Source organism: Streptomyces montanisoli, assembly GCF_017813245.1.
Lineage (GTDB): Bacteria > Actinomycetota > Actinomycetes > Streptomycetales > Streptomycetaceae > Streptomyces > Streptomyces montanisoli.
The window spans coordinates 1-19,373 of record NZ_JAGIQL010000049.1 but is presented as its reverse complement, the minus strand read 5'-3'; the positions used below and the strand labels follow the sequence as shown (position 1 = coordinate 19,373).

At 72.0% G+C, this 19,373-nt stretch carries 19 protein-coding genes and 2 tRNA genes; 8 read left to right on the top strand and 13 right to left on the bottom strand.

The features are described 5' to 3' along the window. Positions 1-73: transfer RNA gene (locus JFN87_RS14495), tRNA-Asn, on the top strand. A 168-nt stretch (positions 74-241) separates the two neighbouring features. After that, positions 242-315, top strand: a tRNA-Ile gene (locus JFN87_RS14490). Between the two features lie 192 nt (positions 316-507). Here JFN87_RS14490 and JFN87_RS14485 read toward each other — a convergent pair. The 8 genes from JFN87_RS14485 to JFN87_RS14450 form a co-directional block, all read right to left on the bottom strand. Then, positions 508-2,250 (bottom strand): ABC transporter ATP-binding protein, encoded by a 1,743-nt coding sequence (locus tag JFN87_RS14485; protein ID WP_209340448.1) that lies wholly within the window; start codon positions 2,248-2,250, stop codon positions 508-510. Beyond that, positions 2,247-3,278, bottom strand: coding sequence for a hypothetical protein (locus JFN87_RS14480; protein WP_209340447.1), 1,032 nt, complete (start codon positions 3,276-3,278; stop codon positions 2,247-2,249). The genes JFN87_RS14485 and JFN87_RS14480 overlap by 4 nt, the downstream gene beginning before the upstream one ends. Next, positions 3,275-3,853 (bottom strand): flavoprotein, encoded by a 579-nt coding sequence (locus tag JFN87_RS14475; RefSeq protein ID WP_209340446.1) that lies wholly within the window; start codon positions 3,851-3,853, stop codon positions 3,275-3,277. Before JFN87_RS14475 ends, JFN87_RS14480 begins: the two co-directional genes overlap by 4 nt. Beyond that, the gene (locus JFN87_RS14470; RefSeq protein ID WP_307865449.1) at positions 3,850-4,818 is read right to left on the bottom strand and encodes an LLM class flavin-dependent oxidoreductase; all 969 of its coding nucleotides are present in this window, start codon (positions 4,816-4,818) and stop codon (positions 3,850-3,852) included. Before JFN87_RS14470 ends, JFN87_RS14475 begins: the two co-directional genes overlap by 4 nt. 89 nt (positions 4,819-4,907) lie before the next feature. Further along, positions 4,908-5,693, bottom strand: coding sequence for an ABC transporter permease (locus JFN87_RS14465; RefSeq protein ID WP_209340445.1), 786 nt, complete (start codon positions 5,691-5,693; stop codon positions 4,908-4,910). Then, positions 5,690-6,544, bottom strand: coding sequence for an ABC transporter ATP-binding protein (locus tag JFN87_RS14460; RefSeq protein ID WP_307865448.1), 855 nt, complete (start codon positions 6,542-6,544; stop codon positions 5,690-5,692). Before JFN87_RS14460 ends, JFN87_RS14465 begins: the two co-directional genes overlap by 4 nt. 4 nt (positions 6,545-6,548) lie before the next feature. After that, positions 6,549-7,790 carry a M16 family metallopeptidase gene (locus JFN87_RS14455; RefSeq protein WP_209340444.1) on the bottom strand — a complete coding sequence of 414 codons (1,242 nt, stop codon included), beginning with the start codon at positions 7,788-7,790 and terminating at the stop codon, positions 6,549-6,551. Further along, positions 7,787-9,055 (bottom strand): M16 family metallopeptidase, encoded by a 1,269-nt coding sequence (locus JFN87_RS14450; RefSeq protein WP_209340443.1) that lies wholly within the window; start codon positions 9,053-9,055, stop codon positions 7,787-7,789. Before JFN87_RS14450 ends, JFN87_RS14455 begins: the two co-directional genes overlap by 4 nt. A gap of 164 nt (positions 9,056-9,219) precedes the next feature. Here JFN87_RS14450 and lxmK point away from each other — a divergent pair, with 164 nt between their 5' ends. The 5 genes from lxmK to JFN87_RS14425 all read left to right on the top strand — a co-directional run bounded on the left by lxmK (position 9,220) and on the right by JFN87_RS14425 (position 13,336). After that, on the top strand, positions 9,220-10,353 hold the full coding sequence (gene lxmK, locus JFN87_RS14445) for a class V lanthionine synthetase subunit LxmK (RefSeq protein WP_209340442.1): 1,134 nt from the start codon (positions 9,220-9,222) through the stop codon (positions 10,351-10,353). Beyond that, positions 10,343-11,323 carry a T3SS effector HopA1 family protein gene (locus JFN87_RS14440; protein ID WP_209340441.1) on the top strand — a complete coding sequence of 327 codons (981 nt, stop codon included), beginning with the start codon at positions 10,343-10,345 and terminating at the stop codon, positions 11,321-11,323. Before lxmK ends, JFN87_RS14440 begins: the two co-directional genes overlap by 11 nt. 16 nt (positions 11,324-11,339) lie before the next feature. Then, entirely contained in the window at positions 11,340-12,644 is a 1,305-nt protein-coding gene (locus JFN87_RS14435; protein ID WP_209340440.1) for an NAD(P)/FAD-dependent oxidoreductase, read from the top strand. Between the two features lie 273 nt (positions 12,645-12,917). After that, complete coding sequence (locus JFN87_RS14430; protein WP_209340439.1) at positions 12,918-13,079, top strand: LxmA leader domain family RiPP; 162 nt, start codon at positions 12,918-12,920, stop codon at positions 13,077-13,079. Between the two features lie 83 nt (positions 13,080-13,162). Next, positions 13,163-13,336, top strand: coding sequence for an LxmA leader domain family RiPP (locus JFN87_RS14425; protein ID WP_209340438.1), 174 nt, complete (start codon positions 13,163-13,165; stop codon positions 13,334-13,336). A 399-nt stretch (positions 13,337-13,735) separates the two neighbouring features. Here the strand turns inward: JFN87_RS14425 and JFN87_RS33680 are convergent, their stop codons facing one another. The 5 genes from JFN87_RS33680 to JFN87_RS14400 all read right to left on the bottom strand — a co-directional run bounded on the left by JFN87_RS33680 (position 13,736) and on the right by JFN87_RS14400 (position 18,491). Further along, a complete protein-coding gene (locus tag JFN87_RS33680) occupies positions 13,736-14,176 on the bottom strand; it encodes a helix-turn-helix domain-containing protein (protein ID WP_209340437.1) in 441 nt (146 codons plus the stop codon). A 219-nt stretch (positions 14,177-14,395) separates the two neighbouring features. Beyond that, entirely contained in the window at positions 14,396-14,989 is a 594-nt protein-coding gene (locus JFN87_RS14415; protein WP_209340436.1) for a DUF1906 domain-containing protein, read from the bottom strand. A 139-nt stretch (positions 14,990-15,128) separates the two neighbouring features. Further along, positions 15,129-16,625, bottom strand: coding sequence for a GAF domain-containing sensor histidine kinase (locus JFN87_RS14410; RefSeq protein ID WP_245179642.1), 1,497 nt, complete (start codon positions 16,623-16,625; stop codon positions 15,129-15,131). A gap of 14 nt (positions 16,626-16,639) precedes the next feature. Further along, positions 16,640-17,683: a rod shape-determining protein gene (locus JFN87_RS14405; protein WP_209340435.1), complete on the bottom strand. Its 1,044-nt coding sequence runs from the start codon at positions 17,681-17,683 to the stop codon at positions 16,640-16,642. A 151-nt stretch (positions 17,684-17,834) separates the two neighbouring features. Then, positions 17,835-18,491, bottom strand: a complete 657-nt coding sequence (locus JFN87_RS14400) for a hypothetical protein (protein WP_245179640.1) — start codon at positions 18,489-18,491, stop codon at positions 17,835-17,837. Positions 18,492-18,594: 103 nt separating this feature from the next. Between JFN87_RS14400 and JFN87_RS14395 the strand changes: the two genes are divergently transcribed. Continuing rightward, positions 18,595-19,373, top strand: a 779-nt coding sequence (locus tag JFN87_RS14395) for an SCO2400 family protein (RefSeq protein ID WP_209340434.1), incomplete at its 3' end; no start/stop codon positions are given.

Below are 19,373 nucleotides of genomic sequence, written 5' to 3'. Positions count from 1 at the left end.
TCCCCTGTAGCTCAATTGGCAGAGCATTCGGCTGTTAACCGGAGGGTTGCTGGTTCGAGTCCAGCCGGGGGAGCACATCACACGGAAGGACCCCAAAGGGGTCCTTTTTCGTTTGCCCGGCAACCCCGGGGCTCAGGGGGCGGTCTTCGAGGCCGCGGCATGCCGACCGCCACAGCAGGAGATCGTATGAGCGGCTATGCTGCGGCAGACGGCGCGCACACTTGTGCGCGACGCGCCGTTGGGGGCGGTAGCTCAGCCGGTTAGAGCAGCGGACTCATAATCCGTCGGCCGTGGGTTCGAGTCCCACCCGCCCCACTCGAATGTCCGTCCGTACGGCGAATGCGAACCGCGTTCGACCGACGGACTTCGATGATCAGCAGCCGGTGAGCAACAGTCATGGGAAGCGGTCCGCTCGGCCGGTGAGGCCGTGCGTCCCGCCCACGGCCGGCCGGCGCGCCCGCCCGCGGCGGGCTGGGCGGGTGGCGCCGGCGGGGTGCGGAACGGCCGCTACGACAGCGCCTGGGCCGTGTGGAGTTCCCTGTACGGCTCGCACGTCTTCAGCAGGACGTCGTGCGGGCCCTCGTCGACCAGGCCGCCGCCGTCCAGCATGATCACGTGCTGGGCGCTGCGTACGGTCGACAGGCGGTGGGCCACCACGAACACCGCACGGGTGCGTGACAGCTCCTCGATGATCGTGCGGAAGCGGTCCTCGTTGATGCCGTCGAGCTGGCTCGTGGGCTCGTCGAGTACGACCAGTTCCGTGTCGGAGAGCAGCGCACGGGCGAGCGCGAGGCGCTGGCGCTGGCCGCCCGACAGGTCCGTCTCCGCGCCGATGACCGTGTCCAGGCCGTCGGGCAGCGCCTTGACGGCCGCGGTCAGGCCGACGGATGCGAGCGCCTCCCACAACGCGCCCTCGGGAACGGCCTGTTTGTGCTGCACGGACAGGTTCTGGCGCACACTGGCCTGGAGCAGTGTGAACGACTGGTCGACGTAGGTGATGCTCCCGCGCAGCTCGGACAGCGGCCAGGCGTCCACGTCGGAGCCGAGTACGAGGACGTGGCCCTCATCGGGCGAGGTGAAGCGCTCCACCAGGGAGAGCACGGTGCTCTTGCCCGCGCCCGACGGGCCGACCAGGGTCGTCAGGCCGTGCCGCGGCACGGAGAACGACAGCTCGCTGAGGGCCGGTTGGGCGGTGCCGGGGTACGTGTACGACACCTTGTCGAAGACGATGCCGGTGGTGTCGAGCCCGGCGGCCTCGGGGGTTTCGGGGCGGCGCGCGCCCGGCTGCCCGCCGTCCTGCTCGCGCGGTGTGGCCAGCAGTGTGTTGAAGCGCTCCTTGACTGCCTGCCCGATGCGCAGCCGGCCGAACCCCGTGAACAGCAGCATGACGGGCGCGGCCAGTTGCAGCAGGTACAGCACGAACGCGGAGAACGACGCGACACTCAGCGTCCCGTGGGACATTTGGACGCTGCCGACGAGGATGACGGCGACGAGCGCGACCTGCTGCCCGCCCGCCAGCACCGGAAGCATCGCCGCCTGGAGGACGTCGCCGGTCAGGCCGATGCGCCGTACCCGGTCCGCCTCCTGGGACAGGTCCTGCTCGACGGTGTCCTCTGCGCCCGACGCCTTGATGGTGGTGATGGCGTCGAGGTGCGAGGAGAAGCGCCCGGCGATGCCGCCAAGGGCCTGCTGCTGCTCGATGGCGTTGGCCTTGATCCACTTGAACATGAACGCGATGGCGATGCCGACCGCGGCGAACACACCGGCCGACACGAGGGTGAGCAGCCAGTTCAGCCAGGCCATCGCCGCGACGGACGCGGCCACCAGCAGCGCGGACACCGGCATCTGCGCGAGCCCGACGTCGATCACCTGGCGAAGCATCAGGGTGTCGGACGTGATGCGCGAGGTCAGCGCCCCCGCCCCCTCCGTCCTGATGTGCTGGACGGGAAGCCGCAGGATGTGGCCCATCACGGCGACGCGGATGCGGTAGACCATGTGGGAGCCGATGCGGGCCAGCAGGTAGGCCGAACCGCCCTGGGCGGCGGACGACGCGAGCGCGACGACGAAGGCCCCGACGATGAGCCAGTTCACCGAGCGTCCCGCGGACACGTCGGCGATGACCTGGCGGGTGATCAGGGGGACGGCCAGCGAACCGGCCGTCGACAGCAGTCCGGTGAGCAGGGAGACGGTCAGCGCCGCGGGGTGGCGGGTGATTTCTCTGCGCAACCGTATGGCGGTGGTCTGCGTCATGGCCTCTCCCGGGCTGTGATCACTGTGGTCTGCGAACCCTCGTTGTCGAGCAGGTCGGCCAGCATGCCGACGTAGGCGTGGAGTTCGGTGTGGAACCCCACGTACGCGGCGAAGTCGTGGGCGTGTGCGGCGATGCGTACGACGGCGGTGCGGGCCGTCCTCGCGAGGTCCAGCGGCGTTCCGTAGCCGTCGAGCAGCGCCTCGCGCCACGCGGTGACGGGCTCGGTGTCCATACCGCGCGCGGTGAGCGACGCGGCGATCTCGTGGAGCTCGCCAAGGGCGCAGCCGAGATCGATCTCGGGCGCGGCGAACGCGCCGTCGGGGCCGCACAGCAGGGCCGCGTGCGGCCCGGCCCCGGCGCCGTCCGCGGTCCCGGGGCCCTCCGCGGCACCGGGTTCCTTCGCGGCGGCGTCGGCGTCGTCCGCGACGATGAGGCTTCCGAGCGTCGCCCAGCCGATCACGACTGCCGGGTCGCCCCGCGGGGAGAGCGCCTCGTCGGCGTACCCGGCGAGCGTGTCCCAGCGCGCCGCGCCGAGGCCCTCGCGCAGGATGGTGTGGAATGCGGGGGCGGCCCGGGTGCCCGCGGCCGTGCGCAGCCATGACGCGAGTCTGGCGGGGTAACGCGGGGCCGGATACTCCGGGCCGGGGGCACTGCGCGTGGGGTCGGCAGCGTCCGCGGTGTGGAACGCCTTGAGGTGCCGGCCGAAGGCGCGGGCGCCCCCGGCGGCCGCTTCCGCGTCCTTGAGCGCGCCCTCCATCAGGAGCTGCGCCACACTCCGATGCCCGCCCACATGAAACGTGTAGGCGCCGTCCGTCCAGGTCGCGGGGGTGGCGAAGGTGAACGTGGCACCGGAGGCGGCCGCGGCGCGGCGCGTGAAGTCGTCCGGCACCGGGCCCGGCGTGTGGTGCGGATCGTCGCGCACGTCCTTGCCCGGCCGGCGCGTCCACACGTACCCGCCGGGCGCCTTGGTCACCGTCGTCCGCGTCATCCCGGTGGTGAACCGCGCGACCGTCTCGCCGCTCGTCACAGCGTCTCCTTGAGGTCTTCGAGCGCGGTGAGGGCGTGCGGGAAGAACGCGGCGGTGCCGATCTGCGTGCGGCCCGTCGAGGTGCTGACGCCCTGGGTGGGCGGCAGCACCGCGGTGCGCGGACGTTCGGCCAGCGTGGCCACGTTGGCGCGGTAGGCGGGGCTGTCGGATCCGCCGGGGGGCAGCGCGGGGCAGACGACGACCGGTGCGGACGTGCATTGCAGCGCCAGTGTCATCGGGGTGTCGGTGATGCCGAGGGCGAGGCGGGTGACGGTGTGGAACGTGGCGGGGTGGACGATGATGCCGTCGGCCCAGTCGGCGAGTTCCACGTGCACGGCGTGGTCGATGTCCTGGTTCCAGGTGTCGGTGAGCGGCTGCTGCCCGCCGCTGAAGGCCGAGCAGGCGAGTGGTGTGGTGAACCGCAGGGCCGACGGCGTGAGCACGCAACGTACGTGCGTCGCAGGGTAGTTGGTGCGCAGCCAGTCGAGCCAGGTGGGCAGCAGTGTGGTCTGGATGCCGCCGGTGGCCATGACGATGAGCCGCTCGCCGGTGAACTCCGGTGCCGCGGCGGTCATGACGCGGCCCGCTGCGCCACCGCGGTGAGGATGTCGGTGGTGTCGCGCAGGGCTTCGCCGAGACCCTCCGTGGTGAGGACGCCCGAGGTATTGAGAATGACCTCGTCGGCCCCCGCACTGTGCCACGCGGTGAGTCGCTCGGCGATCTCGTCGGGCTTGCCGGTGACGACCACGCCCGCTTCGAGGAGGGTGCGTGCCGACGCGGCGGGGTCGCCGTGGACGACGGGCAGGCCGGAGCGCTGGAGCATGTCGACGTAATGGGGCAGCGAGAGGTGCTGGTGTGTTCCGTGGTACGCGATGCGGTCCATGTCGCGGCCGGCGCGGTCGACGGCGACCTGCACCACCGTGACGAACCGGGGCGTGGCGCGCCCCTTCTCCGCGGCGGCGCCGCGGGCGGCGGGCACGAGCTGGTCGGCGAGGAGGCCCGGCGGGGTGAGCCAGGTGATCGCCGCGTCGGCGTGGCGGCCCGCGGCCCGCGCCATGGCCGGGCGCAGGACGCCCATGCCGACCTCGATGCCGGGCAGGTCGTCGATGGGCAGGAGCCCCATGTCCGCCCCACCGGGGGCCATCGCGACGGGTGTTCCGTCGAGGAGCGCCCTGACCTTGGTGACGAAGTCGACGGTGTGGGAGACGGGCTTCTCCAGCTCGGCGCCGTAGATGTTCGCCTGGAAGCTCGCGCCGCTGGGGCCGTAGCCTGCGGTGAACGGCTGCCCCGACAGTGCGGCGATGCTGCGAGCCTCGACGGCGGCGTGGTACGGGTGGCGCAGCGGGGTGAGGGCGACACACGTGCCGAAGGAGACCTGCACGCCCATGCCGGCGAGTGCGGCGAACAGGGCGTGGGTCTCGATCTGCATCGACTGCCCGCACCACAGGCGGGTGCCGAAGCGCTCGGCGAGCCGTCCGTACGCGGCCATCGGTCCCACGTCGGCGGACTGCAGGGGGTACATCAGGCTTGCTCTCGGCACAGCGGTGTCCCTTCTGTATGGACGGGCTATGGACGGGCCTGGACGGTGATGCGTCAGGTGATGCGTCAGGCGACGTGTCAGGCGACGCGTCAGGCGACGGACGCCTTGTCCTTCCGCCTGATCAGCGAAGCGCCGGTCTGCTTGCGGACCATGGCGCGCATCAGCGGGACGGCGAGCAGCGATCCGGCGCTCAGCCACCCGACGCACACCAGCACGAAGATCCAGCCGGGGAAGGTGCCCAGGTGCCCGGCGAAGGCGTCGCGCGTCCCGCGGGTCATCCAGGCGAGGGGGAAGACGTCGGCGGCGTACTTCAGCCAGTTCGGCAGGCCCTGGTCGGGTGTGAGGACGCCGGAGACCCCCGCGATCAGCATGAACGGGAAGGACACCATCGCGACCGCCTCCCGCGGGTTGGGCAGGAGCGCGCCGACGGCGACGCCGAGCGGTACGAGGGCCGCGCCGCCGAACATGATGATGAGCAGCGCGAGCACGACGTCCCACACCCCCGCCGGCAGGTCGGCGCTGGTCGCGAAGACCACGACGAGCAGCGGCAGCAGGGAGACGAACGAGGTCACGGTGGTGTAGATGATCCTGGCGGCGACGTACGCGGGGATGCCGCGCGGGATGTTCTTGCGCCGCAGGATCGTCCCGTCCGTCTTCTCCAGCGCGATCAGGGACGGGATGGACAGCATCGCCCCGACGGCCGGCATCAGGCTCATCCCGCCGAGGAGCACGACGCCGCGGTGGTCCCACTGGGCGAAGGCGGCAGCGAGCATCAGGATGACGAAGATGGACATGTTGAAGAGGTCTTTGGGCGAGGAGAACGTCATCCTCAAATCGATGGCGGCCTTGTGCCAGGCCAGGCGTGCGACCGTCACCGTGCCGCCTCCACGATGTCCATGTAGATCTCCTCGAGGGACGGCCGGTCGATGCGCAGTCCTGTGAGCGGCCCGCCGTTCGACGTCATCAACTCGTGGACGAGCGTGTCGGGGTCGTCGGTCGCCTCGGTCCGCCTGGCCCCGTCCTTCGCCGTCCACGACACCTGGGTGCGCTGTCCTATGCTCTGCGCGAGCTCGGCGGGCGTGGAGTCGGTGTGGATGACACCGCCGAGCAGGATGCCGATGCGGTCGGCGAGCCGTTCGGCTTCCTGCAGGTCGTGCGTGGTGAGCACGATGGTCACGCCCTCGCTCTTGAGCCCGCTGATCACCCGGTGGAAGTCGGCGCGTGCCTGCGGGTCGAAGCCGGCGGTCGGCTCGTCGAGGAAGAGCACCCTGGGGTGTCCTACGAGGCCGAGGGCGACGTCCATACGGCGCCGCTGGCCGCCGGAGAGCTGGTTGAGCCTGCGCCGGCGGTGCTCGCCGAGGCCCACGAGCTCCAGCAGTTCGGCCGTCGGGTAGGGGTCGCTGTAGTAGGAGGCGATGTCGCCGAGCAGTGTGTCGAGCCGCCAGCTTGCGTGGTCCGCCCAGGACTGCATGACGATGCCGACCTGGTCGCGCCAGGCGTCGCCCGCGGTCAGCGGGTCGCTGCCGAGGACGCTGGCGCTCCCGCCGGTCGGCTTCGCGTAGCCCTCCATGATCTCGATGGTGGTGGTCTTGCCGGCGCCGTTGGGCCCGAGCAGGACGAACAACTGGCCCTTCTCAACGGTGAGATCGAGTCCCTTGAGGACGTCGTGTTGCCCGTACGACATGGTGATGCCGCGCAGTTCTATGGGGGGTCGCGGTGGGTTCACGTGCTCACTTCCTGGGGGTTGCCGGCCGGACCACGACGTGCGCGACAGGGCCGGCGCCGTGCACGAGCCGTGCGGCCTCCCCGACCTCGCCGGCCGTGGTGCGGCTGATCGCGTGGGGGACGCCCGATATGCGCGGGACGCCGAGACCGGACGTCGCGTAGGACAGCACGGACGAGGCGAGCCCGGCCTGCGAGGAGAGCGCGAGCGCGTACTGGCCGGTCATGAAGGAGACGACGGCGTCGAGTTCGCCGTCCCGCAGGCCCCGGTCGGCGAAGTCATCGATGATGGACGTGATCTCGGCGTCGGCGGTGGCGACGTGGCCGGGCGCCACGTCCGCCTCGACGAACACCATGTCGTGGTCGAGGTACTGGCCGGGCGAGGCGTCGGTGCGGTAGGCGAGCCCGAGCCGTTCGCGTACCCGCGTGTTGATCCTGCCCGAGAAGTAGCCCAGCGCGGCGGTGGCCACCAGGGAGGCGGGGAAGAGCGGATGGTCGCGGTGCAGCCCGTCGTACGCGTAGCGCAGGTGGGCGACGGACCAGCCGGGTCTCGCGTGCTCCTGGCGGGCGCCGTCGCCTCCGACGCGGCCCGGCAGTACGGGCGCGGGGTCGCGGGTGCCCGCTTGCACCCGGTCCATGGCGGCGCGCGCGGCGTCCAGTGTCCGCCTGGGCTCCACGTCCCCGCAGACCACCAGGTGGGCGGGGGAGTTCGCGGCGCGGCGCGCCGTGAAGGAGCCGGTGGCCGACGCGCTGGGCGCGTCCCACATGGCGCCGGTGAGCTGCGTGGACAGGGCGGGCGGCACGTGTCCGAGTGCGGCGCGGGTGACGAGTTCCGTGGTGACGGACGCGGGGCGCGCGGCCATGCCGAGTGCCTGGCGCCTGGCACGGTCCGTGGCGCCGCGCAGCTCGTCCTCGCCGATCGGCACGGGCGCGGCGGCCGAGCACACGGTGTCGACGGCCTCCTCGGCCAGCGCGCTCGGCGCGGTGGCGGCGAAGCTCAGCCAGTGCTGGCTGCGCGCGACCTGCACGGCTGCGCCGAGGCGCTGGAGTGCCGTGACGCGCGGGGTGGTCAGCCAGTGTGCCTGGAACACCTCGGCCTCGGCGAGGTCGCCCAGGGCCGGTGTGCCGACGCGCATCGCCAGGTGGACCCGTACCAGGGGAGTGGTGGCGAGAGGTGCCACGTGGATCTCCGCGCCGTGGGCGGAGCGCGCGCCGAGGACGCGGGGCTGGGTGACGGCCGTGCCGATCATGCCTGGCCCTCCGTCGTGAGCTCCGCGTAGCCCCGGCCGCGGTGGTCCGCCAACTCCCGTGCTGCCGCGTGCACATGGGTGGCCGGTACGGTCGCGGTGGCGAGCATCGCGCGGCGCACCAGGCCGGGGTCGCCGAACAGCAGCTCGGAGCGTGCCAGCGCGCGCGTCTCGCCCAGCACCGAGTCCTGCTGCGCGAGCAGCGACACGTGCGCCTGGCGCCTGGCCGGGCCGATCCCGTCGTCACCGGTGGCTGCCAGGCGCTCGCACGCTTCGTCGAAGAGGTCGACGACCGCGTTCCTGCCGCCGGGGTCGTGGTGGGCGACGAACGTGAACGTGTCGGGTTCGGCGGCGAGCCACGGGCCGAACAGGCCGCACACCGACGCGCACGGTACGCCGCGCGCGTCCAGGGCCCGGCGCAGCGGGCTATGGTCGTTGCCCGTCAGCCACATCGACGCCACAACGAAGGCGGCGTAGCGGTCGATGTCGGACGGCGCGGGCAGGGGCCGGCCGATCGCGAGGGCCGGGCGCGGCGCGAGGGCGTCGCGGTGGTGGTGGGTGCGCGGGGAGGTCCCCGGGGTCTCGTCGAGCGGTGGCGGCTTCGGCGTGCCCCGGTCGTCCAGCCCGCCGAACACCTCCACCGCCTCGTCGACGAGCCGTCCCGGGTCGACGTCCCCGGCGACGGCGACGACCGCGTTGCCCGGGGCGTAGGCGGACGCGTAGAAGTCACGGCACTCCTGGACGGTGATCTCCATCAGGTCGGCCTCGTCGCCGTAGCCGTTGTGGGCGTTGTGCCACCCCGAGTAGACCGCGCGCGGCAGCACCGTCCAGGGGAAGCCGCCGTAAGGGGCGCCCCTGACCTTGAGGTTGATCTCCTCCAGCACCACGCGGCGCTGCACGTCGAGGCGTTCCTGGTCGAGGATCAGGTGCTGCATCCGGTCGGCCTCCATCTCCAGGACGCGCCGCTCGTTGCCCGCGGGCACCACCTGGTGGAAGTCGCTGATGTCGGTGAACGTGTTGCCTGACACCGTGCCGCCGAGACGCTGGACGTAGCCGAAGTGGCCGCCCGCGCCGAAGCCGGCGGAGCCCTGGAACATCAGATGCTCGAAGAGGTGCGCCATGCCGGAGCGCCCCTCGGGTTCGCCGCGGAAACCGGCGCGGTAGTTCACCGCCACGCCGACGGCCCCGCGGCCGGGCAGGCGCCGCGCCACGATCCGCAGCCCGTTGGGCAGCGCCGCGTGCCGGAGGCGTTCGTCTGAAGCAGTCACGAGCGGCGAGACTAGGTTCAACGTCACGCGTCCATCAATGGTTTCTTGCGCAGCAGGCCCGCTCAGCACCGGCCTGACCTGCAAAGACGCGAGGTGCCTCGCAAACCATCAGCATGCTTGCGGCGTTGCCAGGCGTGCCGGGCCGACCGTACGGTCCGGCGCTTATGGACAGCCAATCACGCGCCGACCGCATACGGTTCGAGCCGGCGGACCTCGCCCGGCACCCCGAGGTCAACGCCCTCCTGGAGAGCACCGGGCTCGGGAGGTTCGTGGCCGACACCGTCACGTCGCCCTTCGGGCGCAACGAGTCCTGGATGGGCACCACCGACCGGGGCGAGAAGGTCTTCGTCAAGACCTTCGACCCACCGGGCCGCGACGAGCGGCTACGACGCACACTGACCTTCGCCGAGCGCGCCGCGCGGGCGGGCATCGCCACCCCGAGGGTGCTCGGCCACGCGGAGTCCACGGCGACCGTCGCCTTCGAACTCCTTGACGAACCGCGGTCGTTGCTGGAACTCTTCACGGCGTCCCAGGACGCGGGTGAGGACTTCGACACCGAGTGGTGCCTGAGGGCCGCACGGCTCGTCGCCGAAACCCACCGCCTGGCACCCGACGGCTTCGACACCTCCGCACACCCGCTGCCGCCGCTCGGCCCGATGAACGCGCTGACACTGCGCGGTTACCTGGGCCAGTCCGGCGCGGAACTGCACATGTGGCGTCTGCTGCACAACGATCCCGAGGTCCTGGCAGCCGTCACCGCCATGAAGGAGGCGGACGGCCCGGGCGTGGGCGTGTGGGTGCCCATCCACGGCGACGTGCGCCTCGACCAGTTCCTCGTCAGCGGCGACACGCTGTACCTGACCGACGCGGAGGAGTCCCGCCTGGGCGACCCGGCGCGCGACATCGGCGCGTTCGCCGGGGAGTGGCTCTACCACGCGATCAACCGGATCCCCACCGTGCTCAGCGAGTCCCACGTCGTGGGGCACGTACCCACCCACCAGGAGATCGTCGCCACCGGCGCCGCCGAGGTCGACCGGTTCGCCCCGCGCACCAGGGCGTTCTTCGCCGGCTACCTCGCACACGCGGGCCTCGACGCGTCCCTCCACGACGACCTCGCCGTACGGGCCGCACGCTACGCGGGGTGGCACATGATCGACCGGATGATCTCCATCGCCAGGCAGAAGCAGATCCTGGCGGCCGTCCCCCGCGCGGCCGCGGGCATCGGGCGCTCACTGCTCCTCGACCCGCGGCAGTTCCTCGACACCATCGGACTAAGGATCCCCGCCCATGCTGCTTGATGCCCAACTCGCCCCGGCAGTGGCCGAGCTGGCCGCCGAGGTCACCGTCACGGCGACGGACGAGGACGAGGTCACCGCCTCCTTCCAGGGCGAGCACCTCGCCGGAAGCGCCCAGAAGGTCGCCTCGGACCTCGGCGCCCTGCTCTACAAGTGCGCCCACGCCCGCCTCGACCACGGCAAGAGCCTCACACCGCGCACGTTCTCCGACCCCGGCTTCGACCGCCTCTTCCACGAAGCGGTGGGGGAGCGGGACACCCGCCGGGAGGTGCGCGTCGCCCGGGAGGACGGCGAGCACGCCGTCGTCGTACTCGACGGGGTACGCGTCACCGTCCCCCGCGACAGCCTCGACCGGGAAGGCCAGGAAGGTCAGGAGGATGGCGAGACGTTTCTGCGCCTGAGCTGGGCCAGGCCCGCCCTGTCGCCCGGGTTCTTCTTCCTCACCTCCTGCGCGGCGCCCATGCCGCGCCGCACCGGCGGGCTGATGCGGCTGTACGCGCACGTCGCCGACCCCGGCCACGCCCCCGGCCTGCTCGCGAAGGTCGCGGGGCATCTGGAGGACCGCGGCCTGCCCTGGCAGGCCAAGGCGTCGTCGAACCGCGGCCTCTACCCGCGCACCGACGCCGTCGTCGTCTACCTGCCCCGCGTGTCGTGGGTCGCGGCGCGCGACCTGGCCGCGCTGCTGGAGAGCGGCGGGGACCTCGCGAAGGGCACCTCCGCCTTCACCCACCCGCTGACCGCGTCGGTCGGCGCGGCCTTCGAACCGTCCGACAAGCGCCCGGGACGCGAGAGCCTCAGCTTCGGCCAGCACCGCTGCGGCGTACTCGCCGAGGCGCTGGTGACGCACGCGGCCGCAGACGACGGCCAGAGCCTGACCGGCCGCATCGTCGCGATGTGCAACGACGCGTCCATCGACCCGCTCAACCCGGCACGCAACCTCAGCTCACCCGTCACCCCCGTCATACCCGCCTGAGGAAGGGAACCCCACCATGGCGAACCGCACCACCGACATGGACGTCCTCATCATCGGCGCGGGGCCCGCGGGCGCCGTCACCGCCGGGCTGCTGGCCCGGGAGGGCCACCGCGTCACCGTACTGGAGAAGGAGTTCTTCCCCCGCTACCACATCGGTGAGTCGATGATCACCGGCATGCTCCCGGTGATGGAGGAGCTGGGCCTGAGGGAGGAACTCGAGAACATGGGGTTCCCGAAGAAGTACGGCATCACCCTGGTGTGGGGCAACGACCCCACCCCGTGGTCGACCAAGTTCCGCGACGCCGGCCGTTACGAGTACTCCTGGCACGTGCGCCGCGCCGAGTTCGACGCCCTGATCGCCAACCGCGCCGCCGCCCTCGGCGCCGACATCACCTACGGCGCGACCGTCAACGGCGTGCTGCGCACCGGCGACGGCACCGTGACCGGCGTGCGGTGGCGCGACGCGTCCGGGCAGGAGCACACCACCACCGCGCGCTACACCGTCGACGCGTCGGGTCAGGCACGCGCGGTGTCGCGGATGCTGACGCGCGTCGAGCGCGCCGAGGACCTCAACTCGGTGGCCGTGTGGTCCTACTACACCCCGTACGCGCCGCTCCCCGGCGACCTGCACTCCCACATCATGGTCGAGGCGTTCGACGACGGGTGGTTCTGGGCGATCCCGGTCTCCGAGTTCGAGATGAGCGTCGGGATGGTCATGCACACCGACGTCTACGCGCACGCCGTGAAGAGCGCGTCGCCCGCCGACATCTACGAGCGGCGCCTGGCCACCACGCAGGTGCTCAAGGACCTTGTCAAGGACGGTGTGCGCAAGGAGGACCTGCGCACGACCCGCGACTGGTCCTACTCCACCGAGTCGTTCCACGGGCCCGGCTGGATGGCCGTGGGCGACGCGGCGGCCTTCGTCGACCCGCTGTTCTCCTCCGGCGTGTGGCTGGGCACCTCGGGCGCCTGGCTGGGCGCCAAGGCGCTGCTCGCGTCCCTGGCCGACCCCGCCGCCGAGCCGTTCGCGATGGAGAAGTTCGAGAACGTGTACCGGCAGATCGGCAAGGACATCTTCGCCTACGTCCGCTACTTCTACGACCCGAAGCGGAACAAGGAGGACTACCTGGCCAAGGCCAACGCGGCCACCAAGATGGTCTCGGAGCAGTCGGAGCTGGGATTCATCTCGCTCATCTCGGGCATCAGCAGCCTGCCGGACGTCCTGAACTTCGACCCGATCGGGGCGGACAACCTGCTCGACGTCGGCAAGAAGGTCGGCATCAACCAGGACGCCCCGCAGGCCGAGCCGGAACTTTCTTAACTTGGCCCCGAGGGCGCCGCAGGGCCGCCACACCGGCGAAGAAGCGGGAAAGGAAGGCAAGTTACCCGTTTCTTGCGGCCCTTGGAACGCCCGGACCGGCCTGGCAGCGTATGCCCCGGCCGGTAGTTCCCCGGCCGGCAGGACACACCGCACAGCACGCGGTGGGGGCGGCGTGGCCGCACGGAGATACCACCCCCACCGCGCGGTCGCACCACTTGCCGGGCAGTCACGGGAACGCGGTCATCCACTTCCTTGACACGAGGGGAAACGACCATGACTCAGGACCTCATCTCCGGTTACGCCGCCTACGCGGAGGCCGACGAACTGGTGGCGGCCACGGGAGAGGCCCCGGCCACGCCCGTCACCATCGCCATCTCGGGCGCGTTCTCCACCTCGCTGGCCGCCAGCGCCGCCACCGTCGCGGGCAACTGCTGACCCACACACCCCCGGGCCCAGGCCCGCAGTGCCGCCGTCCACGCGGTGCTGACGTCACAACAACACCATCACAAGGAGCAGACATGACTGACCAGCTGATCGAGGGATACGCCGCCTACGCCTCCGCCGAGGAGATCCAGGCCGCGGGCCAGGCGCCGGCCACGCCCGTCACGGTCGCCCTCTCGATCGCGGGCAGCGCCCTCTCGGGCGCCGGCGTCGGCGTCAGCATCGGCGAGAGCATCAAGCACTCCTGCTGAGCCGGCGGCAACCGCTGAAACAGCACGTTCGATCCGGTGAACCGGAATGCGGCGGTCGTACGAGCACCTCGCGCGGCCGCCGCGTGCGTTCTTCCCGTTGGGCGGTAGCAGGATGCTAGACTTTGCTTTCGCGACATGACCAAAAAAGGGGGACGGCCGGTGAGTTCCAAAAAGGGCGGAAACGGTATGGGTAACAACGCTTCGATGTTGCTCGCGTACGGAATGATCGGTTTGTCGTTGCTGACGGGACTGCTGGTCCTGCTCTGGGTGACACTCCGAGGTCACTAGGCGCGGCGGACTGGTTTCCGAAAGCCTGATGGCTGGTCTCCTGATGCGGAGGCCAGCCATTGTGTTTCCTGTGGGGGTTAACGCTCTCCGAACTCCCGGGGCATTAATGCCTCAAGGGTTCCACGTCCTTGTCGCCATGTCGCGCCTGGTCGCTTCCTTGATGGCGCGGAGCTGCAGGAATGCGTCCCCGAGTGCGGCTTTGAGGTTGTGCACCTCTTTGCGCAGCTGTCTTTCGCGGTCGCTCACATGGACGGCGCCGTCGTGCGATGCCGATTCGAGTGCTTCTCTTCCGGCGCTGATGAACTTCCGCTTCCAGTTGCCTATGGACTGCTCTGACACGCCGGCGAGCTTCGCGGCGGCGGATATGGTCAGTTCCCCTCTGAAGTGCATGAGGATGATGTCCGTTTTTCTGGTCGCGGGCAGCGCGGGTGGCCGTGACAAGTCTTCTCCCCGTTTTGTCGCCTGTGAAACGGCCCGGATGTCGATGACTGGCCCCGGACCAGCCATATGTAAACATTTTCGGTGGCGGAGCGAAAGCCCCTGGTCCGCCACGGGGAAGTAATCTTTGCCTCAACGCGACCTAACGCGCGTAGAACGGAATGTGAAGACGGCGGCGAAAGCGCTGGTCGAGTGCCGTTTTCTGATGGCAGGCGGAATCCGGCCGTCCCGCTCGGGTGCCGCCTACGGGCCCGCGCCGCAGGTGACTTGCGCCCGTCCCGATTGCAACGCACATGTGAAGCTGGGGTGTTGCTTCTGGCCTCAGCTTCAGCTTCAGCCTCGGCCTCGGCCCAGCTTCCACTGGCCGAAGTCCGCCGCGGTCGCCGTGTCCAGGTCGCAGCTCGCGCCGCCGATCGTCTCCTGGGCGCCCTGCCTGATGTGCGCGCGCTCGTCCCACTGGCCGCCCGACCAGGCCGGGGTCTGCCAGGCCCAGGCCGCCTTGTGCGCGTCCAGCGCCCGCTTGACCGGGTAGTAGCCGCCGTAGATGCCGACACGGTCCCGGCCGAGGATGCCGGCCGCGCCGTCCAGGTAGGAGTCGATCGCCGCCTGCTGGCCCGGCGTCGCGTCGAAGTCGACCGCGAAATAGATCGGACGGTCGCCCGGCATGCCCGCGTCCGCCGCCTGCCGTCGCGCCTCGCGCGCGTCCGCCGCGCCGCCCGCCTCTCCGGACAGGGCGCGCCGCGCCGTCGACTCCCACACCACCACGCACGAGACGCCGTGCGACGTCAGGTCGTTGGCCTCCGTCTTCGTCAGGTTCTTGGCCGAGTCGTTGCTCAGGTACCGGCAGGCGAACTTCTTGCCCGCCGCCTTGAGCGCCGCCCCGCCCGGATGTGACCAGGCGTAGTCGACTCCCGCGGTGCCGGCCATCGTCGACACTTCCTTCCGTGACCGTTCGTGTCCGTTCGATGTCACCGCGTCATCTACCCGCCCCATGCCGTGCGAACCGGAGCCGGTGGGGGCGCTCGGGCGCGCCACGCGTAGCGTCAGCGCGACGAGGCGCGCGCCGTCAGAGCTCGGGGGACTGCCAGGCCGCCGTCGTGCCCGTGCCCGTCCCGTCCTCGCGCTCCCCGTCGTCCCGCACCACGAGACGCACCGCGGCGCGTCCGTCGGGCAGCCTGACGCCCGCGTCGACCTCGACCTCGACCGCCGTGACGCCGTCCCTGCGGTGCGCCGCGGCGAGCGCTCCCCGCAGCGCCGACAGCAGTCGAGCGTCGACGGGCTCGGAGACCGCCGAGTCCACCGGGCCCCTGAAACGCACGGAAGGGCGGAAGCCCAGCAGGGCCGCCGCGCCGTCGGTCTCCCGCAGGACCCGGCCACGCACCCCCGTCGGCGCCTCCGCGGGCGGCTGCTGCAGCGCGAAGATGGCGGTCCGCACCTCCTGGATGGTGGAGTCCAGCTCGTCGGTGGCCCGCCCGAGCAGGGCGGCCGTCTCGCCCGCACCCGCCCGCCTGCGCGTCGACTCCAGCATCATCTCCGTCGCGAACAGCCGCTGCACGACCAGGTCATGGAGGTCACGTGCGATCCGGTCGCGGTCCTCGTACACCGCCAGCCGCTCCCTGTTGTGCTGGGCGTCGGCCAGGACGAGCGCGAGCGCCGCCTGCGAGGCGAACTGCGAGGCCAGCAGCCGGTCCACGGACGTGTACGGGCGCCTGCCGCGCGACCGCGGCACGGTGAGGGTGCCGATCAGCCGGCCGCCGTGCTGCAACGGCAGCATCATGCTCGGCCCGAACCGCTCGCGCACCGCCGTCGTCATCCTCGGATCGGACGCCGAGTCCTCGATGAACACCGGTTCCCCGCCCAGCAGTTGTTCGAGAACCGCGGAGCCGGGCAGGATCGTCGTGCCGACCATGCCGTCGGCGATCGCGGGGTCGGCCGTCGACGCGGCGACGATCCGCATGCCGCCCTCCGGCGTCGGCAGCAGGACGGCACCCGCGTCGGCGTCGGCCAGCACGCGGGCCGACTCGGCCACCGTCGCCAGCGCGTCCTGCGCGGACTCGCCCGTCAGCAGCGCGGTGGTGACGGCCGCCGCGCCCTGGATCCACCGCTCGCGCCTGCGCGCCCTGCCGTACGTGCGCGCGTTGCCGATGGCGATGCCCGCCTGCGCGGCGAGCGTGCGCAGCAGCACGTCGTCGTGCGCGGTGAACCCGACGGCGCGCGCAGCCGTACCGCCGCCCGCGGCTGTCTCGTCGGCGCGCGTGCCGGTCACCCTCAGGTGCCCGAACACCTCGTCCGCGACCCGCACTTCCACCTCGGCGCGTGGACCGCCCTCGTCGGTGCCCGCCGAGAACAGCTCGGTCAGCGGCGCGCTCTCCGGCTGGACGACGCCGAGCTCCGCGTAGCGCGCCCCGACCAGCTCGACGGCCGTGTCCACGATGTGCTGGAGCGTGACGCCGAGTTCGAGGTCGGTGCCGATGCCCAGCACCGCCTCGAGCAGCATCGGCAGCCGGTCGGCGCCCGCGCCGGGGCCGCCCTCGTCGCGGCCGTCCTCGTCGCGGCCGGGCATCGTGGTGGGACCGATCAGTGCGCCGACGCCGTCGGGTCGACGGCCAGCGGCTGGACCTTGCCGTCCAGCATGGCGCCCATCCCGAGGATCGTGCACAGGTCGGGCTGGTCCGCGATCGCGACCGGCATGCCCGTCGCGTCCCCCAGCAGGCGGTCGAGGCCGGGCAGCAGCGCGCTGCCACCGACCATCCTGATGCCCGTGTCCGCCAGGTCGGCCACCAGATCGGGCGGGCACTCGCGCAGCACGCGCCCGATCCCGTCCTTCACCGCGGTCAGCGGCGTGTAGATCGCCTCACGCACGGCCGCCGTGTCCACCTTCACCGACCTGGCCACGCCCGTCGCGACGTCCCGGCCGTTGATCTCCGTGGTCATCGGGCCCTCCTCCGTCAATCCGTTGCCGCTCAGGGCGAGTTGCAGCGGACGGACGGACTGGCTCGGCAGCACGAGCTCGTGGTGGTGGCGCAGGTACTGCAGCACCGCCTGGTCGATCGCGTTGCCGCCGACGGGGATGCGCTGCGCCGTCACGATCGAACCGATCGACAACACCGCGACCTGCGTGGTCGCCGCCCCGCACATGATGATCATCGTGGCGGTGGCGTCCTCGACCGGCAGGCCGCAGCCGACGGCCGCGGCGATCACGGTGTCCACCAGCTCGACCCGGCTCGCGCCGAGCCCGACGAGCGTCTCGATCGTCGCGCGCTGCGCCAGCGGGTCGCTGTCGTGCGGGGTGGAGGCCGCCGCGCGCAACCGCGGCTTGCGGCGCAGCTGGCGCCTGAGCTTGTCGCCCAGCAGATGGCGCAGCATGCGCTGCGCCATCTCGATGTCGATGACCGTGCCGCCGGTGACCGGCCGCACGACGCGGATGTAGTCCGGTGTGCGGCCCGTCATCCGCTCCGCGAGCGTGCCGACCGCCTTCAGCGAGCCGGTACGGGTGTTCACCGCCGCGCAACTCGGCTCGTCGACGACGAGCCCCGCCCCCTTCACGAAGACCCGCGTCCTGGCGGCTCCCATGTCGACGGCGATGTGGCAGCGGCGCAGATTCTCAAGACTGACGGTCACGGCGGATCTCCCGAGCGGCTGGGACGGTCACCGGCGGCGCGGCCGGTCCTTGAGGAAAATCCTGCTGCCGTACGGGCCCCGGCGCGCGCTGGGCTGAGCCGGTCGGCGTACCACGGCGCGGTGCGCGCCACACCGGCCGGGCGGCAGCGGGTCAGGCGGGCGCCCACCGCTGGAGCAGACCCCAGGTGAACTCGGCCGCGTACCGCGTGGGCGGCGCCGGCACGCCGGGCCCGTCCTGCGCTCCCGGCCCGTTCTTCGCTCCCGGTCCGTCCTGCGCTCCGGGAGGGGCCGCAGGCGCCTCGAACACCAGCCCGAAGCGGGTCGGCGCCGTGCCCTCGAGCGGCCGCGCGGGCGGGAACGCCCGCGCCACCTCGTCCACGGTGCACGCCCACGGGCGCAGGTCCGCCGCCGTCCTCAGCTCGGGCCCCGGCACGCCGGGCGCCCGTACGAGCCACTCGTTCCACACGGCGCCGCCGGGCGCGACCATGATCTCGAAGCGCAGCCCCGGCCAGAGCGGCACCGGCCACTGGAGCGCCTCGCACTCCAGGTCACCGACCCGGCGCGGGAAGGCGCGCTCGGGTGGGCCGAGCACCGACCGGTACCTGGCCCGTGCGCCCCGGCCGCGCGGCGCACGCACCATCGCCTGCCAGCGGCGGTTCGCCTCCCGCATGTCGGCGCGCGAGGCGCCGAGTTCGCGCCGTGCCTCGTCGACGAGACCGGGCTGGTGGTCCGCCATCCTGCGCAGGAGCACCAGTTGGAAGGCGTGCGGGCCGAAAGCCGCCTGGCTGCCTTGAGTCATGCGTGCCATCCTCCCCAATCGGGCAGATCGGTGCCGAACCCGGGGTTTCGCACAAGATCTCCACACGTGCTGCTGCCCGCCGCGCCGTCCCGCCGCATACCCTGCCAGCGCCATGGACTACTGCGAACACTGCCGAAGGCACCTCAACGGCGCGCTGGCCTGCGCCGGATGCGGCAGGTACGCGCAGGACCTGCGACCCGCGCAGGCGCCGGGGCCGGACCCGGCGGCCGGGGAAGCCGCGAGCGCCCCGGCGGCCGCCGCACAGGCGCCGCGAATGCGGGAAGTGCCGGAAGCGCGGGAAGTGCCGGGCCCCTCGAACGGGGCCGAAGCGGGGAACGCGCCCGGAGCGGCGGCTGGAGACGCGCAGGAGCCCGCTGCCCCGCCCGAACCCCGGGGCGAGGCCGGCGAGACCCCGGCGGTGCCGCCCGGCGAGCAGCCCGGGCACGGCCACCGCCGCGCGGGCCGCAGGCCGCGCTCCGCGCCGCGCAGGGCGCGCAGCAAACGCGGCCGCAGGATCGTCATCGGCACGCTCGGCGTCGTCCTCGCGGCGGGCGCGCTCAGCCTCGCGCAACTGGCGCTCGATCCGGGGCACCACGGCCTGGGCTCCGGTTCCGGTACCGGCCTCGGCGGCTCCGCCGTCAGCGGCGACAGCACGGATCCCGACTCGGGCCCGTCGGCCTCGGGCGGTCCCGCCGTCTCCGGCGCCCCGGTGAGCGATCCGTCGGCGAAGAACGTGCACGCCGGCGCCTCGGGCTCCGCCACGCCGGGCGCCGACCCGTCCGCGTCCGACGGCAGCGGCAGCCCCGGCCCCGGCGCGAGCAAGGGCGCCTCAGGGACGTCGCCGACGGACGGCGCGCGCAGGTCGGGTGGGCGCACGTCTCAGCGTCTGGT